Origin of the sequence: Pseudomonas sp. UBT (assembly GCF_050915955.1) — a bacterium.
Lineage (GTDB): Bacteria > Pseudomonadota > Gammaproteobacteria > Pseudomonadales > Pseudomonadaceae > Aquipseudomonas > Aquipseudomonas antarctica_A.
The window spans coordinates 3,490,896-3,517,466 of sequence record NZ_CP168079.1; the positions used below are offsets into that span (position 1 = coordinate 3,490,896).

Below are 26,571 nucleotides of genomic sequence, written 5' to 3' on the forward strand. Positions count from 1 at the left end.
AAGAGCCAGGAAGATAGTAGGCAATTCAATTGCGTGCAATTTAATTGACCAGACTAATACCTCGTCATGGACCGCCCCGGCACCTTTGGCCGGGGCGGTACAAGGCTTAGCGCGGCACCAGGTCCAGGCACACCGAATTGATACAGTAGCGCAGGCCGGTCGGCGGCGGACCGTCGGGAAACACGTGCCCCAGGTGCGCATCGCACTTGGCGCAAGTGACTTCGGTTCGGATCATGCCGTGGCTGACATCACGGATCTCGATCATCGCGCTGTCGGCAATCGGCGCGTAGAAGCTCGGCCAGCCGCAGCCGGAATCGAATTTGGTGTTGGAGTCGAACAGTGGCTCATTGCAGCAAATGCAGTGGTATATGCCATCTGTCTTGGTGCCATTGTACTTACCGCTGAAAGGTCGCTCGGTGCCCTTGAGACGGCACACGTTGTACTGCTCTGGATCGAGCATCGCCTTCCATTCATCAACGGTTTTCTGCAACTTTTCCATCGGTACACCTCGGCAACTGAAAAAGCCTGATCTGTGTCTTTTCCATGGATCAGGCGGCACGTATGATTGCGCCTCGTCAAAACGCCAGTCTGGCACCCGCGCTATCGGCATTCAAACGTATTTATGGGTGCAGGCCTCGCAGGATTCGCAGTACGGTAGTGTCCACACCGTCTGGATCGTTCATTTTCAGGATCACATCGCCATGCAGGTCAGCAAATCGAACAAGCTCGCCAACGTCTGTTACGACATTCGCGGCCCAGTGCTCAAGCACGCCAAACGCCTGGAAGAGGAAGGCCATCGCATCCTCAAGCTGAACATTGGCAACCCGGCGCCCTTTGGTTTCGAAGCGCCGGACGAAATCCTCCAGGACGTGATCCGCAACCTGCCGACCGCCCAGGGCTACAGCGACTCCAAAGGCCTGTTCAGCGCACGTAAAGCGGTAATGCAGTATTACCAGCAAAAGCAGGTGGAAGGTGTCGGCATCGAAGACATCTACCTGGGCAATGGCGTGTCCGAGTTGATCGTGATGTCCATGCAGGCCCTGCTCAACAATGGCGATGAAGTGCTGGTGCCGGCGCCCGACTACCCGCTGTGGACCGCCGCCGTGACGCTGGCGGGTGGCCACCCGGTGCATTACCTGTGCGATGAAGGCGCCGACTGGTTCCCGGACCTCGCCGACATCAAGGCCAAGATCACCCCGAACACCAAAGCCCTGGTGATCATCAACCCGAACAACCCCACTGGCGCCGTGTATTCCAAGGAAGTGTTGCTGGGCATGCTCGAACTGGCACGCCAGCACAACCTGGTGGTGTTCTCGGACGAGATCTACGACAAGATCCTCTACGACGATGCTGTGCACATTTGCACGGGCTCCCTGGCACCGGACCTGCTGTGCCTGACCTTCAACGGCCTGTCCAAGTCCTATCGCGTGGCAGGTTTCCGCTCCGGCTGGATCGCTATCTCCGGTCCTAAGCACAACGCCCAGAGCTACATCGAAGGCATCGACATGCTGGCCAATATGCGCCTGTGTGCCAACGTGCCGAGCCAGCATGCGATCCAGACCGCCCTTGGCGGCTACCAGAGCATCAACGACCTGGTATTGCCCCAGGGTCGCCTGCTGGAACAACGCAACCGCACCTGGGAATTGCTCAACGCAATTCCGGGTGTCAGTTGCGTAAAACCGATGGGCGCGCTGTACGCGTTCCCGCGAATCGACCCGAAAGTGTGCCCGATCTTCAACGACGAGAAGTTCGTGCTCGACCTGCTGTTGTCGGAAAAGCTGCTGGTGGTCCAGGGAACGGCGTTCAACTGGCCGTGGCCGGATCACTTCCGAGTGGTGACCTTGCCACGTGTAGATGACCTGGACATGGCCATTGGTCGCATCGGCAACTTCCTGAAGTCGTATCGCCAGTAATGCAAATATCGCTGTACGATCACTATCAGGTCGTACAGCGAGTATCTGGCAACACTTCTCTGCACTGCCCCCCTCCTCTGCTGTCGCTGCACACCACGGACCGGTCAGCCCCCTATGATTACAGGGCGCCAAGGCAGGGGTGCGGTTATCCCGACCTACTTTTCAGGTGGGAAATGCCTTTCAAGACTCTACATTCATGCTGTAGGACACAGTTTGAAATAGTCGCTCGGTTGAATCACCCCAGGCCGCACCTTATATACCCCGCAGTACGCGACATATTAAGCATGAGGAGAACTCTACAACCATGATGCGCATCCTGCTGTTCTTGGCCACTAACCTGGCGGTCGTGCTGATTGCCAGCATCACCCTGAGCCTTTTTGGCTTCAACGGGTTCATGGCGGCCAACGGGGTTGATCTGAACCTCAATCAGCTGCTGGTTTTCTGTGCGGTCTTTGGTTTTGCCGGCTCACTGTTCTCGCTGTTCATCTCCAAGTGGATGGCAAAGATGAGCACCAGCACCCAGGTCATCACCCAGCCACGCACCCGGCATGAGCAATGGTTGCTGCAAACCGTTGAGCAATTGTCCCGCGAGGCCGGAATCAAGATGCCTGAGGTCGGGATCTTCCCGGCCTATGAAGCCAACGCCTTTGCCACCGGCTGGAACAAGAACGACGCGCTCGTTGCGGTGAGCCAGGGCATGCTGGAACGCTTCTCATACGATGAAGTGAAGGCAGTACTTGCCCACGAGATCGGTCACGTGGCCAACGGCGACATGGTTACCCTGGCGCTGGTACAAGGCGTGGTGAACACCTTCGTGATGTTCTTCGCACGGATCATCGGCAACTTCGTCGACAAGGTGATCTTCAAGAACGAAGAGGGCCGTGGCATTGCCTACTTCGTGGCGACCATCTTCGCGGAAGTGGTGCTGGGCTTCCTGGCCAGTGCCATCACCATGTGGTTCTCGCGCAAACGCGAATTCCGCGCAGACGAAGCAGGTGCCCGCCTGGCCGGTACCGGGGCAATGATCGCAGCGCTGCAACACCTGCGCTCCGAACAGGGCCTGCCGGTGCACATGCCCGACAGCCTGACAGCCTTTGGTATCAACGGTGGCATCAAGCAAGGCTTTGCACGCATGTTCATGAGCCACCCACCGCTGGAAGAGCGTATCGACGCGCTGCGTCGCCGGGGCTGATTACCGGTAGCTACGCAAAAAGGGGCGATTTGATCGCCCCTTTTTTATACCCGCGATTTACGCCTTGTCCAACCGATAGGCGCGCTCTTCAAGGCGCGTGACGCCGTCCTGCATAGCCTTCCAGCTCTCGCTCAGTATGTCTCGCTCCTCCAACACCTCCAGGCCCCAACGGGAGCCGAGCAACACCCGGACTTCTTCGTCGGTTACCGCAAACGGTGGGCCGACCTTCTGCGTCTGGTCATAATCCAGCGTGATCAACAATCCCTTGCAGCCAGGCCGCAGCAGACTATTGAGATGCTCGGTATATTGCGCCCGCATCAGTGGCGGCAACGCGATCAACGCCGCACGGTCGTAAAGCGCTGTGCAATCGTTCACCGCACCGGCGTCGAGAGCAAAGAAGTCGCCACACCACACCTCGATCAGCCCGGACTGATACACCTTGAACACACCTTGCTGGCGAATATGCGGTGTCAGCGACTGCTCACTGAAGAAGGCTTCAACTGCCTGCTCCGACAACTCCACGCCCATCACCGAATATTCGAGACTCGCCAGCCAGATCAAATCCAGGCTTTTGCCACACAGCGGTACCAGCACCTTGGCTCCGTCAGACAAGCCCAGCGCTGGCCAATGCCGCAGCAGGTAGGGATTGACCTCGGGCAGATGAAAACCGATCTGGTTGCGCGCCCAACGCTCTTGCCAAAACTTAGGCTCCATAAATCACCCTGAAAATTCGATCAAAAGGGGCTAAAACTTATATTAGATTTAGATCAATGATCTGATTGAAGATGAGCCCATCTTAACGCTCAGGACCCCACTTATGCTCCCCAGCCTGTTTATCTCCCACGGCTCACCCATGCTTGCGCTGCAACCTGGCGCCAGCGGCCCGGCGCTGCGGCGTTTGGCGGCTGAACTGCCACGGCCCAACGCGATTGTAGTAGTGTCCGCGCACTGGGAAAGCCAAGAATTACTGGTCACCGGCAGCGCCGCCCCGGAAACGTGGCACGATTTCGGGGGGTTCCCCCGCGAACTGTTTGCCGTGCAATACCCGGCGCCGGGCGACCCACAGTTGGCGAGTGAAATTGTCGACCTGCTCAATGCTGACGGCCTGGATGCGCGAATCGATGATCGCCGCCCCTTCGACCACGGCACGTGGGTGCCGCTGTCGCTGATGTACCCGGCGGCAGATATTCCAGTGGTGCAAGTCTCGCTGCCCAGCCGCATGGGCCCGGCCCTGCAGACCCGAGTCGGGCACGCGCTCGCCGGTTTGCGCGAGCAAGGCGTGCTGTTGATCGGCTCCGGCAGCATCACCCACAACCTCGGCAAGCTGAACTGGCACGCCGGCCCCGAGAGCATCGAGCCCTGGGCACGCGACTTCCGCGACTGGGTGGTGGATAAACTCGCCGCCAACGACGAAGCGGCCTTGCACGACTATCGCCGCCAGGCGCCCCATGCCGTGCGCAGCCATCCCAGCGATGAACACCTGTTGCCGCTGTACTTTGCGCGTGGCGCCGGTGGCGACTTCAGTGTGGCGCATCAGGGGTTCACGATGGGCGCGCTGGGGATGGACATCTACCGTTTCGGCTAACAGAGATCTAAAGGTGGGAGATGTGTTGCCCATCCTGCCCAGAAGAACTGGCGCGCCTGCTGGGCTGAGCCTGAAATGCTCTCTAATCGACAACAGAGATCAACTGTGGGAGCGGGCTTGCCCGCGATGGCGGTGGGTCAGTCAGCCTCCATGTGTCTGAAAGACTGCATTCGCGAGCAAGCCCGCTCCCACATGGGATTTTGGGTGTCTGGTAGAGCGGTGACTCAGGCGGCGGTGTGTCAGTTGCCCGAAATGTTGGCGGGTACACCGCTATCGCAGGCAAGCCAGCTCCCACAGTTGATCGCGTAGTCCTCCAGAAATGCCAGGCAAAAAAAATCCCCGAACCAGTCGGGGATTTTTTATGTGCGATCAATCAGCCCAAGGGCGGATCAATCTTCGCGGTAGCGACGCAGCTTCAGCTGCTTACCGGCAACGCGAGTGTCTTTCAGCTTGGCCAGCAGTTTTTCCAGGCCGTCTTCCGGCAGTTCCACCAGGGAGAAGCTGTCACGGACCTGAATGCGACCGATCGCTTCACGTGCCAGGCCACCCTCGTTGAGGATAGCGCCCAGCAGGTTCTTGGCTGCGATGCCATCACGCGCGCCCAGCGCGGTACGGCAGCGAGCACGGCCTTCAGCCAATGGAACCGGAGCGCGACGCTCACGATCACCACGGTCTGGACGGTCACCGGTACGCTCTGGACGATCACCGCGTGGCGCGTTGTTCGGAACCAGTGGGCGTTCTTTCTCGATGGCTGCCAGGGTCAGGGCCTGACCGTTGGTTGCTTTGCGCAGCAGAGCTGCAGCCAGGGCACGTGGGGTGCAACCGATATCGGCAGTCAGGCGGTCCAGCAGTTCGCCGTGGGTCGATTCAGCATCAGCCACCAGCGGCGACAAGCTGTTGGTCAGTTTCTTGATGCGCGCATCGAGAACAGCCTGGGCATCCGGCAGGCGGACTTCGGCAACTTTCTGACCGGTAACGCGCTCGATCACTTGCAGCATGCGGCGCTCACGTGGAGTCACCAGCAGCAGTGCACGACCTTCGCGACCGGCACGGCCGGTACGGCCGATACGGTGAACGTAGGACTCTGGGTCGTACGGCATGTCAACGTTGAACACGTGGGTGATACGTGGAACGTCGAGGCCACGGGCAGCAACGTCGGTCGCCACAACGATGTCCAGACGGCCATCCTTGAGGGAGTCGATCACGCGCTCACGTTGGTTCTGGGCAATGTCACCGTTCAGCGCAGCGGCTTTGTAGCCTTTGGCTTCCAGGGCACTGGCCAGGTCCAGGGTCGCTTGCTTGGTGCGCACGAACATGATCAGGGCGTCGAAGTCTTCAACTTCCAGCAGGCTCAATACAGCCGAGGTCTTCTGGTCAGCGTGAACCAAAAGGTGAGCCTGTTCGATCGCGGTAACGGTCTGAGTCTTGGTCTGGATCTTCACGTGTTGCGGATCGCGCAGGTGGCGTTCGGCAATGGCACGGATCGACTGTGGCAGGGTCGCCGAGAACAGTACGGTCTGACGGGTCGGTGGCAGTGCCTTGAAGATGACTTCCAGGTCATCCATGAAGCCCAGCTTCAACATTTCGTCAGCTTCGTCCAGAACCAGGTGGTTCACGGTCGACAGGACTTTTTCGTCACGACGCAGGTGGTCGCACAGACGGCCCGGGGTGGCGACAACGATCTGTGCGCCGTTACGGATTGCTTTCAGTTGTGGGCCCATAGGCGCGCCGCCGTAAACGGCCACAACGGTTACGCCTGGCATTTGCTTGGCGTAGGTTTCGAAAGCGGTTGCTACTTGCAGCGCCAACTCACGGGTTGGCGCCAGGATCAGGGCTTGCGGCTCGCGCTTGGCAGGATCGATGCAATGCAGAATAGGCAGGGCGAACGCGGCGGTTTTACCGGTACCGGTTTGCGCCTGGCCAATCATGTCCTGGCCGGCCATGATGATCGGGATCGATTGCTGCTGAATAGCCGAAGGTTCTTCGTAGCCAGTCGCGATGACGGCAGCAAGAATGTTCGGGTTAAGATTAAAAGCGGCGAAGCCGCCGGTTTCCTGGGTCATGGGTCTGCCTCTAAGTGCATCCGCAAAGACCCATGCTCCAAAGCTGCGCATGCCGTGTTGAGACTCAAGAGTCGCCCTGGCTGCTTTGTCGGCGGGGATTTGCGAAAACGAATGAATGAAAAAGATTCGTCAAGGGAGAGTCCGCTGTGCGGACGTGCAGCCGAAGCTGACTTCGGGGAATTGCGCTACCTAAACGCGGCCCGGTTAAAGGCCGGCGCGCACTATACCGGAAATACCTGAAAAAGGGAGCTTTTTTTATCTGAAAGCGCCGATAAACCGCGCTGCGTCACAGTCTTTGCAGATACCCGCTCCAGGGTCTATTTTTCAAAGGCCCGGCCCTGTTGGTCATAACACTTAAACGCTTCACCTATCCATCAAGACCCTTTGGTCTGAAACCTTAACCAAGCCCTGAGGGCCCACCCGATGAATCAAGCCAACAGCCGTCGCGTCAGCCGTGAATTACAGGGCCATGTCCTGCTGTTGGGCCTGAACCGGGTGGAAAAGCGCAACGCCTTTGACCTGGAGTTGCTCAATGAGCTGAGCCTGGCCTACGGCGAATTTGATCGAAACGACGACGCGCGGGTCGCCGTGGTGTTTGCCCACGGCGACCACTTCACCGCCGGGCTGGACCTGGCCAATGTCAGCGGCGTGATGTCGGGCGGCTGGCAACCGCCCTTGGGTGGGTGCGATCCGTGGGGCGTGTTCGCCGGGCCCAGGGTCAGCAAACCGGTGATCGTCGCGGCTCAGGGTTACTGCCTGACTATCGGTATCGAGTTGATGCTGGCGGCGGATATCAATATTTGCGCGAGCAACACGCGCTTTGCGCAGATGGAAGTACAGCGTGGGATCTTTCCGTTTGGCGGCGCGACATTGCGCTTCCATCAAGTAGCCGGTTGGGGCAATGCGATGCGCTGGTTGCTCACCGGTGATGAATTCGACGCGCATGAAGCGCTGCGTCTCGGGCTCGTGCAGGAAGTGATGGCCAGTGAAGACCTGCTGCCCCGCGCCATCGAACTGGCCAGCCGCATTGCCCGCCAGGCGCCGCTGGGCGTACAGGCGACGTTGATGTCGGCGCGTCAGGCGCGCATGGAGGGCGAGACCGTCGCGGCGGCAGGGTTGCAGCCATTGGTGGAGAAGCTACTCAACAGCGAAGATGCCAAAGAGGGTGTGCGGGCGATGATTGAGAAGCGCCCGGGGGTGTTCAAAGGTATTTGAACACCCAGCTGACGCCATCGCGGGCAAGCCCGCTCCCACACTTGGAATGCATTTCAAATGTGGGAGCGGGCTTGCCCGCGAAGGCGTCGGAACAGTCGACTAAGTCGCCGGCCGAATAGCCTTGATCAACGCCTGCAACGAATACCCCAACCGCGGCGCCAGCGCTTCGGCACGGGCCGACAGCGCAGGCAGGTCCAATTCCTGATCAAGCTCCGAAGGCACCAGCAGAATCACATTGCCCTCCTTCACCGGCAGCTCCCAGTAGTGCCGGTGATACAACCCGCGCAGCAAGGCCGCGCCCAGTGGTTTGCCGTCGTCGGTCGCCCACTGGTTGATCACCAGCCAGCCACCCGGGTTGAGTTTCTTTTGGCAGTTTTCCAGAAAGGTCCAGGCCAGATGCCCGACGCCCGGGCCAACATCGGTGTACAGGTCGACGAAAATCAGGTCGGCCGTCTCCGCGGTGTCGAGCAATTGCAGCGCGTCACCAATGCGGATGTACAGGCGCGGATCGTCATCCAGCCCCAGGTACTCAATAGCCAGGCGTGGCACATCCGGGCGCAGCTCGATGGCTTCGACGTCTTCCAGCGGCAGGAACTTGAGGCACGCCTGGGTCAGCGTGCCGGCGCCAAGGCCCAGGAACAGCGCGCTTTCCGGCTGCTCATGGCACAACGCACCAATCAACATTGCACGGGTGTAGTCGTACTCCAGCCAGCTCGGGTCGGCGGTAAATACGCAACTTTGCTCGATGGCATCGCCAAACTCGAGAAACCGGTAATCGGCCACTTCGAGCACACGGATCATGCCGAAATCATCATGGACTTCGGCCAGCAGGCGCTCGACACGCTCCTCGGTCATCACTACTCCTAAAGGGTTTACCGCACGGCAAAGGCGCGATTGTCGGCCAACCGGCGGCAACAGGTCACGCACTAATTGCTGATAACATTGGCGCCCGACCGTCAATCAACCAATCGAGTTCACGATGAGCCAACCCTGGAGCCCCGATAGCTGGCGCGCCCTGCCGATCCAGCAACAACCCCAGTACCCGGACGCTGCACACTTGCTGCAAGTGGAGCAGAACCTGGCCAGCTACCCGCCACTGGTGTTTGCCGGGGAAGCCCGCGAGTTGCGCCGTCAGTTTGCCGAAGTGACCCAGGGCCGCGCATTCCTGTTGCAGGGCGGCGACTGCGCCGAGAGCTTCGCCGAGTTCTCGGCTGCAAAAATCCGCGACACCTTCAAGGTGCTGCTGCAGATGGCGATTGTGATGACCTTCGCCGCCGGCTGCCCGGTGGTGAAAGTAGGGCGCATGGCCGGCCAGTTCGCCAAGCCGCGCTCGGCCAACGATGAAACCATCGACGGCATTACCCTGCCCGCCTACCGCGGCGACATCGTCAACGGCATCGGTTTCGACGAAAAAAGCCGCGTGCCGGACCCTGACCGCCTGCTGCAGTCCTATCACCAGTCCACCGCCACGCTTAACCTGCTGCGCGCGTTTGCCCAAGGCGGTTTTGCCGACCTGCATCAAGTGCACAAGTGGAACCTGGACTTCATCGCCAACTCCGCGCTGGCCGAGAAGTACAGCCAACTGGCGGACCGCATCGACGAAACCCTGGCCTTCATGCGCGCCTGCGGCATGGACAGCTCGCCGCAGCTGCGCGAAACCAGCTTCTTCACCGCCCACGAAGCGCTGCTGCTCAACTATGAACAGGCCTTCGTGCGCCGCGACAGCCTGACCAACGACTACTACGACTGCTCGGCCCACATGTTGTGGATCGGCGACCGCACCCGTCAGTTGGACGGTGCCCACGTCGAATTCCTGCGCGGGGTCAACAACCCGATCGGCGTCAAGGTCGGCCCGAGCATGAACCCGGAGGACCTGATCCGCCTGATCGACATCCTCAACCCGGACAACGACCCCGGCCGCCTCAACCTGATCGCGCGCATGGGCGCAGGCAAGGTCGGCGACCACCTGCCCAACCTGATCCGCGCCGTGCAGCGTGAAGGCAAGCAGGTGCTGTGGAGCTCGGACCCGATGCATGGCAACACCATCAAGGCCAGCAGCGGCTACAAGACCCGCGACTTTGCGCAGATTCTTGGCGAGGTGAAGGAGTTCTTCCAGGTGCATCAGGCCGAGGGCTCGTATGCCGGCGGGATTCATATCGAGATGACCGGGCAGAACGTTACCGAATGCATCGGCGGTGCACGGCCGATCACCGAAGATGGCTTGTCGGACCGCTACCACACCCATTGCGACCCACGGATGAATGCCGATCAGTCGCTGGAACTGGCGTTCCTGATTGCCGAGACCTTAAAACAGGTCAAACGCTGAGACGTTGACTTGACCGGCCGACGCCATCGCAAGCAAGCCCGGCTCCCACATTCCACCGCGTACTCCTGTGGGAGTCGGGCCTGCCCGCGTGGGGGCGCTAAAGGCCACTATCCAAGTCGAGCATTGCCGCTCTTAACCGAGCGGCACTCGGCCGCTGACAATTGAGCTGGACCTGTTCCAACCCCAGCCAGTCAGCCATTTGCCGCAGGTTCAACGCCAGTGCCTGCATCCCCGCTTCGTCCAGCCCCGGCTCTTCTTCGTGCACTGCATGCACCGCAAGGCGCCCGTTGGCGCGTTCGGCGCGCAGGTCCACACGCGCAGCGATCCGTTCGTTGTGCAAAAACGGCAGCACGTAGTAGCCGTACACCCGTTTTGCCTGCGGGGTGTAGATCTCCAGCCGATAGCGGAAACCGAACAGACGCTCGGTGCGGCTGCGCTCCCAGATCAGCGAATCGAACGGCGACAGCAATGCACTGGCCACCACCTTGCGGGGTACTTTCGGCTCGGGCAGGCAGTAAGCCGGTTGCGTCCAGCCCTGCACCCGGCACGCCAGCAGTTGCCCATCCTCGACCAACTCCGCCAGGCGGTTACGGCTGTCGGCGGGGTCCAGGCGGAAATAATCGCGCAGGTCCTTTTCGGTTGCCACACCCAATGCACTCGCACTGTGCAGCAGCAAGCCGCGCTGGGCCTCAGCTTCGCTCAAGGTAGCCTGGTGAAGGATGTCGCCGGGGATGACCCGCTCCGGCAAATCGTAGAGCCGCTCAAAACCACGCCGCCCGGCGACGGTGACCAGGCCGGCAGCGAACAGCCATTCGAGCGCATGTTTTTCATCACTCCAATCCCACCAGGGGCCGGCGCGCTCTTCACGGGTGGACAAACTGCCCGCGCCCAACGCGCCCAGCTCCTCGACGGCGCGCAGGACGCGATGAACAGTGGCCTGCTGTTCACGCCCAAAACGCGCCATCTGCGCATAAATCCCCTGCCCCAGCTTTGCCCTTTCCATGCGCCAGCGCATCAACGGGTACAACGCCATCGGCAGCAAAGAGGCCTCATGGCCCCAATATTCAAATAGCGAGCGCCGCCGCCCCTGGCTCCAGGCGGCGTCCTCAAGGAGCAAAGGGGCGTAATGACCCAGGCGGGAAAACAGCGGCAGGTAGTGGGAGCGCACCACCGCATTGACCGAATCGATCTGCAACACGCCCAAGCGATCAATCACGCGGTTGAGGTGCGCAGCCTTGATCACTGCAGGCGCCTGGCGCCCGGAAAAACCCTGGGCCGCCAGCGCCATGCGTCGAGCTTGCTTGAGTGAAAAACACAGGTCGACGGGCATGGAATTCTCCGTATGGGCTCGCCGACTACCCTACTGCATCCTGGGTCACTTGCGCAGCGGGTCTTGCCAGAAATGCAGGTGACGGTCCTGCTCCACGTCGCCACGATTGAGCCCGATGTCCTTGAGCGCATCATCACTCAAGTTCGCCAGCACCTGACGCTCATGGTGCAGCGCCTGCCAACGGGCCACCACCTGAAACAGCCCGAATAACGGGCGTTTCGTCATCAACACAAAACCTTTCTGACCTTTCATCTTCTCGCCCTCCAGTGGGGATGACGAGAGTGTGTGCCCGGCCTTATGATCAATCCAACGAATGTTTCTTATGCAATACATCTCGGAGATTGATCAATTGTCCGGCTACCCGAGCATCGACACAGAAGTGCTGCGCACCTTCGTCGCCATCGCCGATCAGGGCGGGTTTACCCGTGCTGGCGAGCTGGTCAATCGCACGCAATCGGCGGTGAGCATGCAGATGAAGCGCCTGGAAGAAGACGTGCTGCAACGCAAGCTATTCGAACGCGACGGCCGCCAGGTGCGACTGACACCTGAAGGCCAGGTCCTGCTGGGCTATGCGCGGCGCATTCTCAAGCTGCACAGCGAAGTGTTCAACACCCTGCGCGAGCCCCATATGGTCGGATTGGTGCGCATCGGTACGCCGGACGATTACGTGATGCGCTTCCTGCCGGGGATTCTCAAGCGGTTCTCCAAAGCGTACCCGCTGATCCAGATCGAAATGCACTGCGAATCGTCATTGGTGTTGATGCAGCGCCGCGATCTGGCCCTGACGGTGATCAGCCGGGAGCCAGGCAGTGAAATCGGCGAACTGTTGCGCAATGAGCGCATGGTCTGGGTGGCGGCGCCATGCTTCTGTGTGGACGAGCATGAGTCGCTGCCGCTGGCCATTTCCGGGGTGGACAGTTTCTGCACCCACTGGACCCGCTCCGCCCTCGAATCCATTGGGCGCGACTATCGCCTGGCCTACCACAGCTCCAACGGGGCGGCGATCCAGGCGGTAGTCAGCGCAGGCCTGGCAGTGACCGTCAGCATGGAAAGCCTGGTGACAGACGACCTGCGCGTACTCGGCAGTGACGAGGGATTTCCGCCGTTGCCGTCGGTTAATTTGCGGCTGCTGCGCAACCCGGCCATGACTTCGCCGATCACCGAATGCCTGGCCGAGTACATCCTCGAAGGCTTCAAACTTTAAAGGTCAGCATCACCGCGCACACCGCCAGAAAACCGCAGAACAAGCCGCGCAGCACCCGCTCCGGCAGCGCGTGGGCAACTTTCACGCCCCAACTGATACTCAACAGGCCACCCACCGCCAGTGGAACGCCGATCATCCAGTCCACTTCGTGGTGCCAGGCGTAGGTGACCAGGGTGACGCCGGTGCTGGGCAACGCCAAGGCCAGGGACAGGCCTTGGGCGACCACCTGGGAGGTGCCGAACAGGCTGGTCAACACCGGCGTGGCGACCACCGCCCCGCCCACTCCAAACAAACCGCCCATGGAGCCGGAGGCGGCACCCAGCACGCCGAGCCAGGGCCAGGAATACCGCATCTGCGCAGTCGGTGGCGCATTACGGGTGAACATGCGCAACAGGTTGTACGCCGACAGCGTCAGCAAGAACGCGATAAAACCGATGCGCATCGCGCCGGCATCCAGGCCGACTGCCCAGATCGAGCCGAGCCAGGCGAAGCAGAAGCCCATGACGCCCAACGGTAGCGCGTGGCGCAGTTCGATGCGGTTGCGCTGGTGGTAACGCCACAGGGCCAGCATTACGTTGGGCACCACCATCACCAGCGCCGTGCCTTGGGCAAGCTGTTGATCGAGGCCGAACAACACGCCGAGTACCGGGATCGCAATCAGCCCGCCACCAATGCCGAACAGGCCGCCCACGGTGCCGAGGGCCGCGCCCAATACCAGATACATCGCTAGATCCAACACCGCTCATTACTCCAAAAGCCCAGGCCTCGCATGCTACGCAGTCGACTCTGGCGCGCAAAGGCACAGCAACGCACAATGGCTGTGCCAATCTCGCATAAGCGTTCGCCGATGAACCCGAATACCCTGACTGATCAACTGGGCCTGTTTCTTGATGTACTCGAGACCGGTAGCTTTTCCGCCGCCGCCCGCCGCCATCCGCTGACCCCGTCGGCAGTGGCCCGGCGCATCGACAGCCTGGAAAACTCGGTGGGCAGCCGCTTGTTTCAGCGCAGCACCCACGCGGTGGTGCCGACCCCGGCCGGCCTGGCCTTTGCGGAGCGAGCGCGGCGAATCGTCAGCGAGTTGCAGTTGGCGCGTGCCGAGGCGGTGTCGTTGAGCCATGCGCCGGAAGGCTTGATTCGTGTGGACGCCCCGGCCGCGTTCGGGCGACGGCACTTGGCGCCGGTGATTGCGGACTTTTTGAACGTATACCCGGGGCTGGATGTGCACCTGCATTTGATCGACAGTTTCGTCGATATGCAGGGAGCGCACCTGGGCAAGGTCGACCTGGTGCTGCGCGCCGGGCATATCGTCGATACCCGCCTGATCGCCACACCCTTGGCCAGCATCGTGCGTATCGCCTGCGCCAGCCCGGCGTACCTGAAAAACCGTGGCACGCCGACCCATCCCCGGGACCTGAGCGAGCATGACGGGCTCGACTGGGACGGCCTGGCGCCGATGTTCGCCTGGCGCTTTGAACTGGACGGGCGCCGCGCCACCTATCGCCCGCGGCGCATTCGCATGAGTGCCAATAACGCCGAAGCGCTGCTCTCGGGCGCTCTCGCCGGGCTGGGTATTGCGCATCTGCCGACCTGGCTGGCCAGTGAATACCTGGTGCGTGGCGAACTGCTGCCACTGTTTTGCGAAAACGGCCTGCCCAGCCCGGAAACCACCGGCATCTATGCCCTGCGCCTGGAACAGCAGGCCAATGCCCGTAGCCGGTTGTTGCTGGAATACCTCAAGTCGCGCTTCAGCCCCGTGCCACCGTGGGATCTGGCACTGCAAAGCGGCCTGGTCTGACTACTCGGCCAGAATTATCTGGCGCATTAAAGATTTGCCCGCTAGATTCCAGCCCAGACACGCTTTTTCGAGGCACCGCCATGAGCAAAAATCCCGCCCCTTGCGAATCCCTGATGCTGGACAACCAGCTGTGTTTCGCCCTGCACTCCACTTCGCTGCTGATGACCAAGGTTTACAAGCCCTTGCTGCAAGCCCTCGGCCTGACCTATCCGCAGTACCTGGCCATGATGGTGCTGTGGGAAGAAGATGGTTTGACCGTCGGCGAAATCAGCAGCCGTCTGCTGACCGATCCGGGCTCCCTGACACCCTTGCTCAAGCGCCTGGAAGCCGAAGGCCTGCTCAGCCGCACCCGCAGCCGTGAAGATGAGCGCGTGGTAGTGGTGGAGCTCACCGCCGCCGGCCGCGGCTTGCAGGAAAAAGCCAAGGGGATTCCCCACTGCATCCTCGGCGCCAGCGGCCTGGAGCTGGAGCAGTTGCGCACGTTGCAAAGCGATTTGATTGCATTGCGGGGAAAGCTGCAGGCTAACGTCTGACGCGGTAGACCAAACGCCAACTACCAAATGTGGGAGTTGGCTTGCCTGCGATCGTGGTACTTCAGTCATGAATACATCGACTGACACACCGTAATCGCAGGCAAGCCAGCTCCCACATTTGTTTGTGTGGTGGGCCAGTAGATTACGCATTGCAAAATTTTTTGTAATTTATCTTGCGCGCTAAACATTAGCGCTATACATTTGCCTCACCAACTAATTAGCGCGCAAACATTTAGCGCTAACAACCCAAGAGGACGACACCATGCAAACTCTCTATACCGCAGTAGCCACCGCCACCGGCGGCCGTGATGGTCGTGCGGTTTCCAGCGACAACATCCTCGACGTCAAACTTTCTACCCCCAAAGAGCTGGGCGGTGCCGGCGGCCAAGCCACCAACCCTGAACAACTGTTTGCCGCCGGCTACTCGGCTTGCTTTATCGGTGCCCTGAAGTTCGTCGCCAGCCAGACCAAGCGCAAAATCCCGGATGACGCTTCGATCACCGCCCACGTCGGCATTGGTCAAATCCCCGGTGGTTTCGGCCTGGACATCGACCTGCACGTGAGCTTGCCGGGCCTGGCCCAAGATGATGCGCAAAGCCTGGTCGATGCCGCTCACCAAGTCTGCCCATACTCCAACGCCACCCGTGGCAACGTCGATGTGCGCCTGCACGTGACGGTCTGATTAATAAACGCCCATAAAAAAACCCGACGCCAGGTCGGGTTTTTTTCGTATCGGCAGGGCCAGAATTACTTCTTGGCGCGACCTTTGTACGAACCGCCTTCGCGGGTGTCGATCTCGATCATGTCGCCGATCTCGATGAAGTCTGCAACGGCCAGTTCGGTACCGTTTTTCAATTTGGCAGGTTTCATTACCTTGCCCGAAGTGTCGCCGCGAGCGGAACCTTCGGTGTAGTCAACCTGACGCACGATGGTGGTCGGCAGCTCTACGGAAACCAGGCGGTCTTCAAAGAAGATAGCTTCGCAGACGTCTTCCATACCTTCTTCCACGAACGGCAGAACGGCTTCGATATCTTCAGCGTTCAGTTCGTACATGGTGTAGTCGGAAGTGTCCATGAACGTGTAGGTGTCGCCGCTGATGAAGGACAGGGTCGCTTCTTTGCGGTCGAGGATCACGTCGTCCAGTTTGTCATCGGCGCTGTAGACGATCTCGGTCTTGTAACCGGTCAGCAGGTTCTTCAGCTTGGTCTTCATGATTGCGCTGTTACGACCAGACTTGGTGAACTCAGCTTTCTGAACCAGCCAAGGGTCGTTTTCGAGACGGATCACTGTACCGGGTTTCAGTTCTTTACCAGTTTTCATTGCGTATATCCGAAATTTGGATGGGATTTACAAAAATCAAGGTCGCGTATCATATCCAACTTTCATAAAACTGTACCAGCGCCGTCGCAAGATCGGCCTGCAAGCCTTGTTCCAGACACCACGTCTCGGCGTTCTGAGACACCTCAGGCCAGTGCTCCAGCAGCATTTTCCACGGTTGTGCCATATCGCCATCAGCGTTCCAGGCTTGCCAGAGCGCAACCAGCGCGACTTTGGCTGCCGGCGATAAGGCCGCGGTGTAGAGCTCGAGAAAAGCATCAAGCTTGTCCAGGTGGATGTCTTCATCCTGGCGATAGATGTGCCACAACAACGGGCGCCCGGCCCACTGGGCGCGTACGAACGAGTCTTCGCCGCGCACGGCGTTGAAGTCGCAGCACCACAGCAGGCGGTCATATTGTTCCTGGCGTACGAACGGCAGTACCTGCACGGTCAGGGCATCACGCTGATGGATATCCCCCACCGCCAGCCCTTCTACACCGAGCCAACGCTGTACATCGCCGAGGATGCGCCCTTCCGGCACCAATAGATGAGTGGCACGCCCGTCCGTCGCCAACACCTCCAGCCAACTGGCGAGCCCGGCGTTTTCGTAGGCAAACAGCGACATCAACCGTGCACCAATCGCAGGAAATACGCCCAGCGCTTGCAGGAATTGTTGCTGCGCGGCGCGATCCTGCTGAAAGGCATGACGCTGCTCCAGCAAGCCGGACTCTCGCAGCAACCCACCCGTACCCGGGCGAAAGCCAGGGAAGAAAAAGTACTTCTGCACGCCCTTGAACTTCACCGACGGCAAGCGATGGCACCCCACCACCCAGTCTTCAGCGCTAAGGTAATCCAGGTTCATCCACAACGGCGTGCGTTCCCGAGCGGCCATGGCTTCCATATAATCGGGCGGCAACTGGCAAGCGAAAGCGGCAATGACGACATCGGCAGAGGGCGTGTCGTGCCACGGCGCCGGCCAGTGGCGAACCTCCACACCCTCTTGCCATTGCTGGTCCAGTCGCACATCAATTTCGGGGCACATGCGCTCGAAGGCGCGTAGGTCATCGACCCACAAGCGCACTTCGCACCCATGCTCCACCACCAATTGCCGGGCCAGGCGCCAGGTCACGCCAATGTCGCCGTAGTTGTCGACGACGCTGCAAAAAATATCCCAGCGGGCTTTCATTCCGGGCTCCAACGCTCAAAGGCTCGATTGTCCGCATAAATGCGCTGATGCAGAAGGCTTGATCGCGATTATTCTGCACAGTGGCTGTGCGACAATCGCCGTCACGCCGCAACTACCTGCCAGGAGACAATCATGTCTGATCGTCCGTTATCGCTGTTCAAGCTCAGTATGGCTGTGGCTTTTGGCCTGTGGCTTGGGTTTATCGCCATCGTGCTGACCGCGTGGCTGGCATCGCGCTACGTGTTTGTGCAAACCCTGGCGCCGGTTGCTCAGGCGGTTCAACAATTGGGCAAGCCCGCGGTTGTTGCGCCAGAGCCACCGAACCGCATGTTCGAGCAGTATCAGGAGAACCTGCGCAAGCAGGAACAACAGCAAACCCTGGACCAGGCGCGCAACAATGCGCGCAACCTGTCCAACCCCAAATGCCAGTTCTGGCTGCAGCAGGACCAGAACGCCCCCAATGAAAAGAGCAAGGCGAACGTCCTGCAATTTTGCGAATGATCAAGCACAGCCATGAATAAACACGCCGTTCACCAGTTGATCCTGGAAAAGCTCACCGTCGACCTCGACATCGCCCAGCGCGCCGCGCAGACCGCCTACGAAACCGCGACCCACGAAGAAAACATTGCGGAAAACAAGTACGACACGCTGGGGCTGGAAGCTTCCTACCTGGCGGCCGGGCAGGCCAAACGCGTCGAGGAAATCAAACAGGCGCTGACGCTGTGCCATACCCTGCAACTGCGTGCCTATGATGATCAGCGCGGCATAGAAGTCGGTGCGCTACTGGGGCTGGAGGACGAGAACGGTCGCCAGCAGTGGCTGTTCCTGGCGCCGGATGCAGCAGGTCTGAAAGTGGATGTGGTGGGGCAACCGATAACCGTCATCACCCCGCGCTCGCCTCTGGGCAAAAGCCTGTTGGGCAAGTTCGAAGGTGATGAGGTGGAGATTCTGGTGGCAGGCGCTCGGCAACATTTTACGGTTACCGAGGCCAAATAAACCACTCAGTGGACGGGCAATTCTACGCCGTCGAACAGCTCTTCCAGTTCCTGCTTATTGTGGCACTGGATCGCCTTGGCCATGACTTCGCGGGTCAAGTGCGGTGCGAACTTCTCGATGAAATCGCACATGAAGCCGCGCAGGAATGTGCCACGACGGAAGCCGATTTTGGTCACGCTGGACTCGAACAGCTCACTGGCGTCGAGTACCACCAGGTCTTTGTCGAGGTTGGTGTCGACCGCCATCTTGGCGACGATCCCCACGCCCAGGCCCAGGCGCACGTAAGTCTTGATCACGTCGGCGTCGGCGGCGGTGAACACCACTTTCGGGGTGAGGCCGCGATGGCTGAAGGCTTCGTCGAGCTTGGAGCGGCCGGTAAAACCGAACACGTAAGTCACGATCGGGTATTCAGCCAGGGCTTCCAGGGTCAACTTCGGCAGCTTGGCCAGCGGGTGACCCTGGGGCACGACGACGCAACGGTTCCAGCGGTAGCACGGCATCATCACCAGGTCGCCGAACAGCTCCAGGGCTTCGGTGGCAATGGCGAAGTCAACGGTGCCATCAGCGGCCATCTCGGCGATCTGCATCGGCGAACCCTGGTGCATGTGCAACGCCACGTCGGGGTACTGCTTGATGAAATCGCGGATCACCGGCGGCAAGGCATAACGCGCCTGGGTGTGGGTGGTGGCGATCGACAGGGTGCCTTTCTTCTCGTTGGAGAACTCCTGGGCAATCTGCTTGATGCTTTCGACTTTACGCAGGATCTCGCCGGCGGTGGTGATGATGCGCTCGCCAGCCGGGGTGACGCGGGTCAGGTGCTTGCCGCTGCGCGCGAACACTTCGACGCCCAGCTCGTCTTCGAGCAGGCGGATCTGCTTGCTGATACCGGGTTGCGAGGTGTAGAGGCTTTGAGCGGTAGCGGAAACGTTGAGGTCGTGGTGCGCCACTTCCCAGATGTAGCGCAGTTGTTGAAGCTTCATAGATGTCCCTCAAAGCAAATAGACGCCACGGGTATCAGCGACGGTATATAACTATATTAAAGGTCAGACGGATAAATCTAGAACTTTTTATCGTTTTTACCGATCAACTGTCATCACTGCGCCGACGCTGCAGCGACGGCACCATGTAAACCGGCACTGTCGCCAGTTGCAGCACCCTCGCTGCCGTGCGCCCAAGCGGTGTGGCGGCGGCGGTTGCATGGCTGTGACTACCTACGATCAACAGGTCGACGGAAAGTTTACGCAGCTGGTCGAGAATCACCTCGCACGGGTCCCCCTGAATCACACGCACCGAGCGAATCAACTTCAAGTCTTGCTCCCCGTCCCCCAACTCCTCGCGAAAACTGTCCAGTACCCGCTGCTCAATCGTCGCCATCACGGTGTTAAGCCCCTGGCTTTGCCATTCACTCAAGGCTTTCTCATCAAGATAGCTCTGCAACACCGATTCGGCGAACAGCCCAATCGGCTCGACCACATGGATCACATACAAATCCGCCTTGAACGTCCGGGCCAGCGCCAGCGCGTGTTGCATGACATAAGGCGCATACAGACCAAGGTCCGTGGCATACAGCATCGAACGAATCATAGAACCTCCTGGACTGCCAGGATGGCGGGGATTGAATGAGCTTAGCAGCGCCTTGACGACTTCGGCTGACTTAGCGCTCGGTCTGGATTTTCAACTCATTACTGATGCCATGGGGCACATGCCCGGTGGCCACCACCTCCCTGGCTTTCTCACAATGACCGGCCTGGTCATCGAAAAACACGTCAGCGGCAAACGCCTCCAGAAATGCAGATTTCTCCAGGCCGCCGAGGAACAGCGACTCGTCCAGCCGGATATCCCATTCGCGCAATGTGCGAATCACGCGCTCATGCGAGGGCGCCGAGCGCGCAGTCACCAGCGCCGTGCGGATCGGGCACGCGTCATCCGCGAACTCACGTTGCAACAGGTTGAGCGCCGCAAGGAAGCCCTTGAACGGACCGCCGTGCAAAGGCTGGCGCGCCGACTCGCGCTCGCTGGCCTGAAACGCCTCCAGCCCGCCGGCCTGGTACACACGCTCCGACTCATCGGAAAACAGCACTGCATCACCGTCGAATGCAATCCGCAGTTCTTCACTCGATGCCCGACGCGCACCGCCCGACAGAATCGTCGCCGCCGCAAAACCGGCATCGAGTGCGCTGCGCACGTCTTCAGCATGGGTCGAAAGAAACAGATGGCAACCAAATGCAGCCAAATAAGGATAGGGACTACGCCCGCCGACGAAAGCAGCGCGGGAAATATCCAGACCGTAATGCTGGATCGAATTGAACACCCGCAAGCCGGTATCGGCACTGTTGCGCGACACCAATACCACCTCGACGCGAGCACGCCCCAGGCTGGCATTAAGACTGAGCAACTTCTTGACCAGTGGGAACGCGTCGCCGGGCTCGAGGGTTTCTTCCTCGTGTTCGATCTGGTATTTGCGGTAAGCCTCCACACCTTCGGCCAGGTAGACCTTGTGGCTGTCGCTCAGGTCGAACAGTGCCCGCGACGAAATCGCCAGCACCAACTTGTCGCCCAATCCTTTCGCCATGGTGTGCCCCCCGAATCAGCGGTTGTGCCGATCAATAAAACTCAATGCCTGATAAAGCGCTTCCATGCGTGGCAATTCGCAACCTGCGGCTTTGGCGGCGGCCAGTGGCCGTGCGTAAATCGCCGCCAACTCCAGCGGGCGTTTGTGCACATGGTCGTGGTACATGCTCGGCAGGTAGTCAACCATGGTTTCGGTCATGGCGAACATCTGCTCGGCATAACTGGCAGGGATTTCATGACCGCAGGCATGGGCGCCCTTCACCACTTCAGCCATCAATGCCTGGATCAGTTCGCGGCTCGATTCATCCGCCATCATCGCGGTAGTGCCGGTGCCCAACAACACGGAGAGGCCGTTGTAAGGCACATTCCACACCAGCTTGTGCCAGCGGGCCAAGTGGACGCTGGCCATGGCCTGGGACTCGATACCGGCCTTGTGAAAGAGCGCGGCGCCCTCTTCGACAATCGCCTTCTGGCGCGCCTCATCATTGGCCGCCGTGCCACTGTGATAGCCCAGATTGACCCGGCCCAGGGCCTGATGCTCGACGACGCCAGGCGCGGCACGATGCACGCCGATATAACACAGGCCGCCCAGCAGGTGCAGCGACGGCGGCAGGTGTTCACGCAGGCTGTCTTCGACGTCGAGGCCGTTTTGCAACAGCACCACCCTGGCGTCCGGCGCTGCGACCTGGGCGATGGTTGGGGCCAGGTCCACATTGCCGGTGGACTTGGTCCCGACCAACAGCCAATCGCAGGCAGGCATATCGGCGGCGCGGGCATAAGCCTGCACCGGGTGCAAGTGCAACTGGCCATGCAGCGTGCTGTTGAGGCGCAGGCCATGTTCGCTGACCGCTGCATATTCGCTGCGCAACAGAAAGTGCACATCGAACCCGGCCCGCGCCAGCATCAACCCATAGAACCCACCGATCGCACCGGTGCCAATAATGCCAATACGTGGAGACGACTCGGGTGCAACTGCGCTCATGGCAAATCCTCTGGTGTGCGGGTGAGTGCGTGATTCACCGCGTCGGTAAGGTCTTTATTCGTAAGGCGTGACTGTAATTGCCCAAGAAATTGACCCTCGCACACGAGGAACAACGCGGGCAAATGAAAGATCTGGTAGCGCTCGACCGCTCCGCCGTTGTTCCCGGCATCGACCCAGCACACGCGGTCCACCGGCAACGTCCAACTCGGTAACTGCTGGCGTGCCCAGCGGCAACTGGAGCAGCCTACGCTGGTAAACACCACCAGCGAAATACCTGGCAATCCCAGCAATTGCTGGTCAATATCCAGGTCGGTCAATTCCTGTTCCTTCACTATACTGCTGCCACTGCCGTCAAATGGACGGCGCTCGGAGTCCGTGTACATGGGTCGTTTTTTACCTCACCCTGATGATGTCGCTGTCGAGTTGATCCAACGTCCCTCCCCTGCCATTCCCCGGCAACGCCTGCACACTATCGGCCTGGGCGGCGTCGCCTGCAATTGCCCGCGTGCCTTGCGCCAGGGCACAGCCGTTGATTTGTACATCCCGTCCCTTGGCGCCACCGCCCGTTATCCGGGCTATGTAGCCTGGTGCCGCAAAGTCGACCAGGGCTATCGCGTCGGCATCTCTTTTACCGATGAGCACGCGTTGTTCGGTGCACGAATGGGCGAGCAAGTGTGCCAGATAGAACGCTACTGTCGCCTGCACGAAGACACGGAGCCGACCCCTGCCCAGCTCGAAGCCATGGCCCGCGAGTGGGTCTCGCGCCATGCCGTTGAGTTCTCCCACGAGGCTTTTGTGGCGCCAGCGCTGGATTAAAGCCGGTTTTGCCCATTGTCGCGGGCCCGTGTTACGCGCTAAGGTTCCTCCCCCCTGCATTCAAATCATGCTGTGCTCCGCCGCACGGGGATGGCTGGCGGCCGGCACCCGTGACCCTGACGAGTAACACGATGGCTGATTTACCGATCAATGACCTAAACGTCGAATCCAACGAGACCCTGATCACGCCCGATCAGCTCAAGCGCGAAATCCCTCTGAGCGACGCTGCCCTGCAGACCGTCACCAAGGGCCGCGAAGTCATCCGTGACATTCTCGACGGCACCGACCACCGCCTCTTCGTCGTCATCGGGCCGTGCTCGATCCACGACCTCAAGGCGGCCCACGAATACGCCGAGCGGCTCAAGGTACTGGCGGCGGAAGTGTCCGACACCCTGTACCTGGTGATGCGCGTCTATTTCGAAAAACCGCGGACCACCGTCGGCTGGAAAGGCTTGATCAACGACCCGTACCTGGACGACTCGTTCAAGATTCAGGACGGCTTGCACATTGGTCGTCAGTTGCTGCTGGACCTCGCCGAAATGGGCCTGCCCACCGCCACCGAAGCCCTCGACCCGATCTCCCCGCAATACCTGCAGGACCTGATCAGCTGGTCGGCCATCGGCGCGCGCACCACCGAATCCCAGACCCACCGCGAAATGGCGTCCGGCCTGTCTTCGGCCGTGGGCTTCAAGAACGGCACCGATGGCGGCCTGACGGTCGCGATCAACGCACTGCAATCGGTGTCCAGCCCGCACCGTTTCCTGGGTATCAACCAGGAAGGTGGCGTGTCCATCGTCACCACCAAGGGCAACGCCTATGGCCACGTGGTATTGCGCGGTGGCAACGGCAAGCCGAACTATGATTCGGTCAGCGTTGCACTGTGCGAACAGGCGCTGAACAAAGCCAAGATCAAGCCGAACATCATGGTCGACTGCAGCCACGCCAACTCCAACAAGGACCCGGCCCTGCAACCGCTGGTGATGGAAAACGTCGCCAACCAGATTCTTGAAGGCAACCAGTCGATTATCGGTCTGATGGTCGAGAGCCACTTGAACTGGGGCTGCCAGGCGATTCCAAAAGACCTGGCCGACTTGCAGTACGGCGTGTCGATCACCGATGCCTGCATCGACTGGGCCGCCACCGAAACCACCCTGCGCAGCATGCACGCCAAGCTCAAGGACGTGTTGCCCAAACGCAAACGCACCTGAACCACGCAATTGCGCACACAAAAACGCCGGGCTAAGCCCGGCGTTTTTGTGTGCGACTGATCAGTTACAGCTTCGCGGCATGGCGCTGGTGGCGCTCCATGTAGCGTTCGACGTAGGAGCACGAAGGGATGACTGTGTACCCGGCGTCTTCTGCGAACTTCAACGCTTCCTCGGTCAACGCAGCAGCAATGCCACGGCCACGCAGTGCGTTGGGCACGAAGGTACGATAGATGTCCAGGGTCTGCTTCCCGAGGTCCATATAGGTCAGATAGGCACGATGACCGTCCACATTGGTCTCGAACTGATGACCAGCCTGGTCATGGTGGATGGACAACGCCTCGCTCATCACTACTCCTCGCGGGTCTTGAATTTCGACCCCTACCTTACCGATGTTTTTCCGGCGAAGGAACATCTACGCCACCCCGTGCCGGTTTCGACAACGAGAAAACCTATAGCGCTCACAACCAGCACGTAGAGAATAGTAGGCACCAATCCTGCAATAGCTCAAGGCGCACTCGTCATCCCCTGCCGCTGGTGGTTACAGAAAGAGCCTCGATCAATCAGCAATCGATAGCCTGAACATTGCCGGCAGTTGAAGCTTGAGACGAACTGCCGCTCTTAAAGTCACCTCTACATGCGCAAAAGATACCGGGTGAGGCAAAGGCAACCTGAAAAAAAGTGTCAACGTCGATATATAAATCTTCACGTGTTTGGCAGGCCCAACACATGCGGGCCGGACCTTTCAGCTTGGATCCAGTTCCCACTGATATGAAAATTCCCGGAGGGTTTTTATACAAACCCCCAAAAGATTAGCCAAAATAGATTCGGCGCAAGAATTTTTTTTGCTTCTTGCGCTACGTCAGTTTACTTACTACAAGTAATGAGTAGTATGTACGCCGGCTATCAGCTCACTCTGAGAAAGTAGCCATTTAATAGAAAGTCCTTGAAGGGGAACACGATGAACAACGTTCTGAAATTCTCTGCTCTGGCTCTGGCCGCAGTTCTGGCTACCGGTTGCAGCAGCGTCTCCAAAGAAACCGAAGCTCGTCTGACTGCAACTGAAGACGCAGCAGCTCGCTCCCAGGCTCGTGCAGACGAAGCCTACCGTAAAGCTGATGAAGCTCTGGCTGCTGCTCAAAAAGCACAACAGACTGCTGACGAAGCTAACGAGCGCGCTCTGCGCATGCTTGAAAAAGCAAGCCGCAAGTAATAATCCTTCGGGGTTGTTATCAAGCCGATCCATTCTTGGATCGGCTTTTTATTGCGCGGAATTCAGCCCTGAATCGCGTGCAATAAAAAGCCCGCCGCAGCGCAAGGCCAGGGCGGGCGTTTGATCGAGCCCGCTTATTGCTGCAGGTCGACCGGCGTACTCGACACCACTGGCGCGTTGCCGCCCGGCACACCAATCTCCGTTGGCAAACCGTCTTCCGCCGCCACCACGTCACGCACCTGATCCCAATTGACCCGCAGGTTATTGGCCAGGTCTTCGCGCTTGAGCAAGGCGTTGATCACCGCGGTGTGCTTGTCGACGACCGACGGTGTGCCGTCATCATTGAGCGGCGTATGCGCTTCCAGGTAGACCTTGCCGCCACTGCTGCCGAACTTGTAGGCATCGCTGATGATTCGCACCGACGTGCCAACCGGCACCATGCTCGCCATTTCCAGCACGTTGTTGTTGAACATGCGGAAGCAGCCGTGGCTTGTACGCGTGCCGATACCAAATTTCATGTTGGAACCGTGGATCAGATACCCCGGCGTGCCCAACGTGAACTTGAACGGCCCCAGCGGGTTATCCGGGCCGGCCGGCACCACGTTAGGCAGCGGGTCGCCGTTGGCGGCATGCTCGGCCTTGATCGAGGCGGGTGGCGTCCAGGTCGGGTTGGGGATCTTGCCCGTGATGGTGGTGTGCGCGACGGGTGAACCCCAGCCCTCGCGGCCAATCCCCAACGGGAACGTGTAAACCACGTTCTGGCCCTTGGGATAGTAATAAAGCCGATATTCCGCCAGGTTGATCACAATGCCTTCGCGGGGGCCAGGCGGCAGGATGAAACGCGTGGGCAGCACAATTTCCGTGCCCGCGCCGGGCAACCAGGCATCGACACCCGGGTTGGCCGCGACCATTTCCGAATAGCCCAGGTCATAGGTAGTACCCAGGTCGGCGAAGGTGTCTTCGTACTTGGCCTTGATCACCTGGACCTGACCAACGATGTCTTCACCCGGCGGTGGCAAGGGCAACTGCAAGGCTGACGCCGAACCGGCCGCACAAAGCGCAGCGAGAGACAGGCAGCAGGTAACGACGGAAAGGCGCGACAACATCCGGAAAATCCTTCGCAGAA

The 26,571-nt window shown here is 59.8% G+C and carries 30 protein-coding genes; 14 read left to right on the forward strand and 16 right to left on the reverse strand.

Annotated features, from left to right (window positions below; all coding sequences use genetic code 11):
• Window positions 1–106: 106 nt before the first annotated feature.
• Window positions 107–499, reverse strand: a complete 393-nt coding sequence (msrB, locus tag ACDZ94_RS15965; RefSeq protein ID WP_432750427.1) for a peptide-methionine (R)-S-oxide reductase MsrB — start codon at window positions 497–499, stop codon at window positions 107–109.
• 202 nt (window positions 500–701) lie between these two features.
• Between msrB and ACDZ94_RS15970 the strand changes: the two genes are divergently transcribed.
• Together ACDZ94_RS15970 and htpX are read left to right on the forward strand one after the other, a co-directional pair.
• Complete coding sequence (locus tag ACDZ94_RS15970) at window positions 702–1,913, forward strand: pyridoxal phosphate-dependent aminotransferase (RefSeq protein WP_058411776.1); 1,212 nt, start codon at window positions 702–704, stop codon at window positions 1,911–1,913.
• Window positions 1,914–2,217: 304 nt separating this feature from the next.
• Window positions 2,218–3,105: a protease HtpX gene (htpX, locus tag ACDZ94_RS15975; RefSeq protein WP_064451549.1), complete on the forward strand. Its 888-nt coding sequence runs from the start codon at window positions 2,218–2,220 to the stop codon at window positions 3,103–3,105.
• A gap of 57 nt (window positions 3,106–3,162) precedes the next feature.
• Here htpX and ACDZ94_RS15980 read toward each other — a convergent pair whose 3' ends face one another.
• Window positions 3,163–3,819 carry a thiopurine S-methyltransferase gene (locus ACDZ94_RS15980; protein WP_432750428.1) on the reverse strand — a complete coding sequence of 219 codons (657 nt, stop codon included), beginning with the start codon at window positions 3,817–3,819 and terminating at the stop codon, window positions 3,163–3,165.
• Window positions 3,820–3,922: 103 nt separating this feature from the next.
• Here ACDZ94_RS15980 and ACDZ94_RS15985 point away from each other — a divergent pair, with 103 nt between their 5' ends.
• Window positions 3,923–4,690 (forward strand): DODA-type extradiol aromatic ring-opening family dioxygenase, encoded by a 768-nt coding sequence (locus tag ACDZ94_RS15985; protein ID WP_432750429.1) that lies wholly within the window; start codon window positions 3,923–3,925, stop codon window positions 4,688–4,690.
• A gap of 389 nt (window positions 4,691–5,079) precedes the next feature.
• Here ACDZ94_RS15985 and ACDZ94_RS15990 read toward each other — a convergent pair whose 3' ends face one another.
• On the reverse strand, window positions 5,080–6,753 hold the full coding sequence (locus ACDZ94_RS15990) for a DEAD/DEAH box helicase (protein ID WP_053255160.1): 1,674 nt from the start codon (window positions 6,751–6,753) through the stop codon (window positions 5,080–5,082).
• Between the two features lie 423 nt (window positions 6,754–7,176).
• Between ACDZ94_RS15990 and ACDZ94_RS15995 the strand changes: the two genes are divergently transcribed.
• Window positions 7,177–7,968, forward strand: coding sequence for a crotonase/enoyl-CoA hydratase family protein (locus ACDZ94_RS15995; RefSeq protein ID WP_064451546.1), 792 nt, complete (start codon window positions 7,177–7,179; stop codon window positions 7,966–7,968).
• 99 nt (window positions 7,969–8,067) lie between these two features.
• Here ACDZ94_RS15995 and ACDZ94_RS16000 read toward each other — a convergent pair whose 3' ends face one another.
• Entirely contained in the window at window positions 8,068–8,823 is a 756-nt protein-coding gene (locus ACDZ94_RS16000; RefSeq protein ID WP_128591332.1) for a spermidine synthase, read from the reverse strand.
• 124 nt (window positions 8,824–8,947) lie between these two features.
• On the opposite strand from ACDZ94_RS16000, the gene ACDZ94_RS16005 reads away from it, so the two are divergent.
• Window positions 8,948–10,294, forward strand: a complete 1,347-nt coding sequence (locus ACDZ94_RS16005) for a class II 3-deoxy-7-phosphoheptulonate synthase (protein WP_064451544.1) — start codon at window positions 8,948–8,950, stop codon at window positions 10,292–10,294.
• Between the two features lie 97 nt (window positions 10,295–10,391).
• Here the strand turns inward: ACDZ94_RS16005 and ACDZ94_RS16010 are convergent, their stop codons facing one another.
• Window positions 10,392–11,624: a winged helix-turn-helix domain-containing protein gene (locus ACDZ94_RS16010; RefSeq protein WP_432750430.1), complete on the reverse strand. Its 1,233-nt coding sequence runs from the start codon at window positions 11,622–11,624 to the stop codon at window positions 10,392–10,394.
• A gap of 45 nt (window positions 11,625–11,669) precedes the next feature.
• Window positions 11,670–11,876 carry a DUF1127 domain-containing protein gene (locus ACDZ94_RS16015; RefSeq protein ID WP_432750431.1) on the reverse strand — a complete coding sequence of 69 codons (207 nt, stop codon included), beginning with the start codon at window positions 11,874–11,876 and terminating at the stop codon, window positions 11,670–11,672.
• Window positions 11,877–11,946: 70 nt separating this feature from the next.
• On the opposite strand from ACDZ94_RS16015, the gene ACDZ94_RS16020 reads away from it, so the two are divergent.
• Window positions 11,947–12,828: a LysR family transcriptional regulator gene (locus tag ACDZ94_RS16020; protein WP_064451541.1), complete on the forward strand. Its 882-nt coding sequence runs from the start codon at window positions 11,947–11,949 to the stop codon at window positions 12,826–12,828.
• Here ACDZ94_RS16020 and ACDZ94_RS16025 read toward each other — a convergent pair.
• Window positions 12,818–13,567: a sulfite exporter TauE/SafE family protein gene (locus ACDZ94_RS16025; RefSeq protein WP_064451540.1), complete on the reverse strand. Its 750-nt coding sequence runs from the start codon at window positions 13,565–13,567 to the stop codon at window positions 12,818–12,820. The two genes, ACDZ94_RS16020 and ACDZ94_RS16025, sit on opposite strands and share 11 nt — an antisense overlap.
• 108 nt (window positions 13,568–13,675) lie before the next feature.
• Between ACDZ94_RS16025 and ACDZ94_RS16030 the strand changes: the two genes are divergently transcribed.
• The 3 genes from ACDZ94_RS16030 to ACDZ94_RS16040 all read left to right on the forward strand — a co-directional run bounded on the left by ACDZ94_RS16030 (window position 13,676) and on the right by ACDZ94_RS16040 (window position 15,841).
• Window positions 13,676–14,626 (forward strand): LysR family transcriptional regulator, encoded by a 951-nt coding sequence (locus ACDZ94_RS16030; RefSeq protein WP_064454883.1) that lies wholly within the window; start codon window positions 13,676–13,678, stop codon window positions 14,624–14,626.
• 80 nt (window positions 14,627–14,706) lie between these two features.
• Window positions 14,707–15,159 carry a MarR family winged helix-turn-helix transcriptional regulator gene (locus ACDZ94_RS16035; protein WP_064451539.1) on the forward strand — a complete coding sequence of 151 codons (453 nt, stop codon included), beginning with the start codon at window positions 14,707–14,709 and terminating at the stop codon, window positions 15,157–15,159.
• 262 nt (window positions 15,160–15,421) lie between these two features.
• Window positions 15,422–15,841 carry an organic hydroperoxide resistance protein gene (locus ACDZ94_RS16040; protein WP_034126737.1) on the forward strand — a complete coding sequence of 140 codons (420 nt, stop codon included), beginning with the start codon at window positions 15,422–15,424 and terminating at the stop codon, window positions 15,839–15,841.
• Between the two features lie 65 nt (window positions 15,842–15,906).
• On the opposite strand, the gene ACDZ94_RS16045 is transcribed toward ACDZ94_RS16040, so the two are convergent.
• Window positions 15,907–16,479, reverse strand: coding sequence for an elongation factor P (locus ACDZ94_RS16045; protein ID WP_064451538.1), 573 nt, complete (start codon window positions 16,477–16,479; stop codon window positions 15,907–15,909).
• A gap of 49 nt (window positions 16,480–16,528) precedes the next feature.
• Window positions 16,529–17,662 (reverse strand): elongation factor P maturation arginine rhamnosyltransferase EarP, encoded by a 1,134-nt coding sequence (gene earP, locus ACDZ94_RS16050; protein ID WP_432750432.1) that lies wholly within the window; start codon window positions 17,660–17,662, stop codon window positions 16,529–16,531.
• A 132-nt stretch (window positions 17,663–17,794) separates the two neighbouring features.
• On the opposite strand from earP, the gene ACDZ94_RS16055 reads away from it, so the two are divergent.
• Both ACDZ94_RS16055 and ACDZ94_RS16060 read left to right on the forward strand, forming a co-directional pair.
• Entirely contained in the window at window positions 17,795–18,163 is a 369-nt protein-coding gene (locus ACDZ94_RS16055) for a hypothetical protein (protein WP_064451536.1), read from the forward strand.
• A gap of 12 nt (window positions 18,164–18,175) precedes the next feature.
• Complete coding sequence (locus tag ACDZ94_RS16060; RefSeq protein ID WP_262667404.1) at window positions 18,176–18,658, forward strand: GreA/GreB family elongation factor; 483 nt, start codon at window positions 18,176–18,178, stop codon at window positions 18,656–18,658.
• 5 nt (window positions 18,659–18,663) lie between these two features.
• Here ACDZ94_RS16060 and cysB read toward each other — a convergent pair whose 3' ends face one another.
• From cysB to ACDZ94_RS16085, 5 genes are all read right to left on the reverse strand, one after another.
• Window positions 18,664–19,638: an HTH-type transcriptional regulator CysB gene (gene cysB, locus ACDZ94_RS16065; RefSeq protein ID WP_003189876.1), complete on the reverse strand. Its 975-nt coding sequence runs from the start codon at window positions 19,636–19,638 to the stop codon at window positions 18,664–18,666.
• Between the two features lie 103 nt (window positions 19,639–19,741).
• The gene (locus tag ACDZ94_RS16070; RefSeq protein WP_064451534.1) at window positions 19,742–20,242 is read right to left on the reverse strand and encodes a universal stress protein; all 501 of its coding nucleotides are present in this window, start codon (window positions 20,240–20,242) and stop codon (window positions 19,742–19,744) included.
• Window positions 20,243–20,312: 70 nt separating this feature from the next.
• On the reverse strand, window positions 20,313–21,230 hold the full coding sequence (locus tag ACDZ94_RS16075) for a 5'-nucleotidase (RefSeq protein WP_064451533.1): 918 nt from the start codon (window positions 21,228–21,230) through the stop codon (window positions 20,313–20,315).
• A 15-nt stretch (window positions 21,231–21,245) separates the two neighbouring features.
• Window positions 21,246–22,211 carry a putative 2-dehydropantoate 2-reductase gene (locus tag ACDZ94_RS16080; protein WP_221294280.1) on the reverse strand — a complete coding sequence of 322 codons (966 nt, stop codon included), beginning with the start codon at window positions 22,209–22,211 and terminating at the stop codon, window positions 21,246–21,248.
• Window positions 22,208–22,594 carry a thioredoxin gene (locus tag ACDZ94_RS16085; protein ID WP_432750433.1) on the reverse strand — a complete coding sequence of 129 codons (387 nt, stop codon included), beginning with the start codon at window positions 22,592–22,594 and terminating at the stop codon, window positions 22,208–22,210. Before ACDZ94_RS16085 ends, ACDZ94_RS16080 begins: the two co-directional genes overlap by 4 nt.
• Here ACDZ94_RS16085 and ACDZ94_RS16090 point away from each other — a divergent pair.
• Window positions 22,593–23,027, forward strand: coding sequence for a PilZ domain-containing protein (locus ACDZ94_RS16090; protein ID WP_064451530.1), 435 nt, complete (start codon window positions 22,593–22,595; stop codon window positions 23,025–23,027). The genes ACDZ94_RS16085 and ACDZ94_RS16090 overlap by 2 nt on opposite strands.
• Window positions 23,028–23,158: 131 nt before the next feature.
• Window positions 23,159–24,235 carry a 3-deoxy-7-phosphoheptulonate synthase gene (locus ACDZ94_RS16095; protein WP_053255142.1) on the forward strand — a complete coding sequence of 359 codons (1,077 nt, stop codon included), beginning with the start codon at window positions 23,159–23,161 and terminating at the stop codon, window positions 24,233–24,235.
• A 64-nt stretch (window positions 24,236–24,299) separates the two neighbouring features.
• On the opposite strand, the gene ACDZ94_RS16100 is transcribed toward ACDZ94_RS16095, so the two are convergent.
• Complete coding sequence (locus tag ACDZ94_RS16100) at window positions 24,300–24,581, reverse strand: GNAT family N-acetyltransferase (RefSeq protein WP_064451529.1); 282 nt, start codon at window positions 24,579–24,581, stop codon at window positions 24,300–24,302.
• Between the two features lie 612 nt (window positions 24,582–25,193).
• Between ACDZ94_RS16100 and oprI the strand changes: the two genes are divergently transcribed.
• On the forward strand, window positions 25,194–25,445 hold the full coding sequence (gene oprI / locus ACDZ94_RS16105) for an outer membrane lipoprotei OprI (protein WP_003172710.1): 252 nt from the start codon (window positions 25,194–25,196) through the stop codon (window positions 25,443–25,445).
• 134 nt (window positions 25,446–25,579) lie between these two features.
• Here oprI and ACDZ94_RS16110 read toward each other — a convergent pair whose 3' ends face one another.
• The gene (locus tag ACDZ94_RS16110) at window positions 25,580–26,551 is read right to left on the reverse strand and encodes a L,D-transpeptidase family protein (protein WP_064451528.1); all 972 of its coding nucleotides are present in this window, start codon (window positions 26,549–26,551) and stop codon (window positions 25,580–25,582) included.
• Window positions 26,552–26,571 lie beyond the last annotated feature (20 nt).

Coding starts and splice junctions, on each gene's coding strand:
- ACDZ94_RS16110 (WP_064451528.1), bottom strand. CDS start 26,551: ATGTTGTCGCGCCTTTCCGTCGTTACCTGCTGCCTGTCTCTCGCTGCG.
- oprI (WP_003172710.1), top strand. CDS start 25,194: ATGAACAACGTTCTGAAATTCTCTGCTCTGGCTCTGGCCGCAGTTCTG.
- ACDZ94_RS16005 (WP_064451544.1), top strand. CDS start 8,948: ATGAGCCAACCCTGGAGCCCCGATAGCTGGCGCGCCCTGCCGATCCAG.
- ACDZ94_RS16035 (WP_064451539.1), top strand. CDS start 14,707: ATGAGCAAAAATCCCGCCCCTTGCGAATCCCTGATGCTGGACAACCAG.
- ACDZ94_RS16075 (WP_064451533.1), bottom strand. CDS start 21,230: ATGGCGAAAGGATTGGGCGACAAGTTGGTGCTGGCGATTTCGTCGCGG.
- ACDZ94_RS16095 (WP_053255142.1), top strand. CDS start 23,159: ATGGCTGATTTACCGATCAATGACCTAAACGTCGAATCCAACGAGACC.
- ACDZ94_RS15990 (WP_053255160.1), bottom strand. CDS start 6,753: ATGACCCAGGAAACCGGCGGCTTCGCCGCTTTTAATCTTAACCCGAAC.
- ACDZ94_RS16030 (WP_064454883.1), top strand. CDS start 13,676: ATGAACCCGAATACCCTGACTGATCAACTGGGCCTGTTTCTTGATGTA.
- ACDZ94_RS16070 (WP_064451534.1), bottom strand. CDS start 20,242: ATGATTCGTTCGATGCTGTATGCCACGGACCTTGGTCTGTATGCGCCT.
- ACDZ94_RS15970 (WP_058411776.1), top strand. CDS start 702: ATGCAGGTCAGCAAATCGAACAAGCTCGCCAACGTCTGTTACGACATT.
- ACDZ94_RS15980 (WP_432750428.1), bottom strand. CDS start 3,819: ATGGAGCCTAAGTTTTGGCAAGAGCGTTGGGCGCGCAACCAGATCGGT.
- ACDZ94_RS16060 (WP_262667404.1), top strand. CDS start 18,176: ATGAATAAACACGCCGTTCACCAGTTGATCCTGGAAAAGCTCACCGTC.
- ACDZ94_RS16020 (WP_064451541.1), top strand. CDS start 11,947: ATGCAATACATCTCGGAGATTGATCAATTGTCCGGCTACCCGAGCATC.
- ACDZ94_RS16090 (WP_064451530.1), top strand. CDS start 22,593: ATGGGTCGTTTTTTACCTCACCCTGATGATGTCGCTGTCGAGTTGATC.
- ACDZ94_RS16080 (WP_221294280.1), bottom strand. CDS start 22,211: ATGAGCGCAGTTGCACCCGAGTCGTCTCCACGTATTGGCATTATTGGC.
- htpX (WP_064451549.1), top strand. CDS start 2,218: ATGATGCGCATCCTGCTGTTCTTGGCCACTAACCTGGCGGTCGTGCTG.
- msrB (WP_432750427.1), bottom strand. CDS start 499: ATGGAAAAGTTGCAGAAAACCGTTGATGAATGGAAGGCGATGCTCGAT.
- ACDZ94_RS15995 (WP_064451546.1), top strand. CDS start 7,177: ATGAATCAAGCCAACAGCCGTCGCGTCAGCCGTGAATTACAGGGCCAT.
- ACDZ94_RS16040 (WP_034126737.1), top strand. CDS start 15,422: ATGCAAACTCTCTATACCGCAGTAGCCACCGCCACCGGCGGCCGTGAT.
- ACDZ94_RS16010 (WP_432750430.1), bottom strand. CDS start 11,624: ATGCCCGTCGACCTGTGTTTTTCACTCAAGCAAGCTCGACGCATGGCG.
- ACDZ94_RS16015 (WP_432750431.1), bottom strand. CDS start 11,876: ATGAAAGGTCAGAAAGGTTTTGTGTTGATGACGAAACGCCCGTTATTC.
- ACDZ94_RS16100 (WP_064451529.1), bottom strand. CDS start 24,581: ATGAGCGAGGCGTTGTCCATCCACCATGACCAGGCTGGTCATCAGTTC.
- ACDZ94_RS16000 (WP_128591332.1), bottom strand. CDS start 8,823: ATGACCGAGGAGCGTGTCGAGCGCCTGCTGGCCGAAGTCCATGATGAT.
- ACDZ94_RS16045 (WP_064451538.1), bottom strand. CDS start 16,479: ATGAAAACTGGTAAAGAACTGAAACCCGGTACAGTGATCCGTCTCGAA.
- ACDZ94_RS15985 (WP_432750429.1), top strand. CDS start 3,923: ATGCTCCCCAGCCTGTTTATCTCCCACGGCTCACCCATGCTTGCGCTG.
- ACDZ94_RS16055 (WP_064451536.1), top strand. CDS start 17,795: ATGTCTGATCGTCCGTTATCGCTGTTCAAGCTCAGTATGGCTGTGGCT.
- cysB (WP_003189876.1), bottom strand. CDS start 19,638: ATGAAGCTTCAACAACTGCGCTACATCTGGGAAGTGGCGCACCACGAC.
- ACDZ94_RS16085 (WP_432750433.1), bottom strand. CDS start 22,594: ATGTACACGGACTCCGAGCGCCGTCCATTTGACGGCAGTGGCAGCAGT.
- earP (WP_432750432.1), bottom strand. CDS start 17,662: ATGAAAGCCCGCTGGGATATTTTTTGCAGCGTCGTCGACAACTACGGC.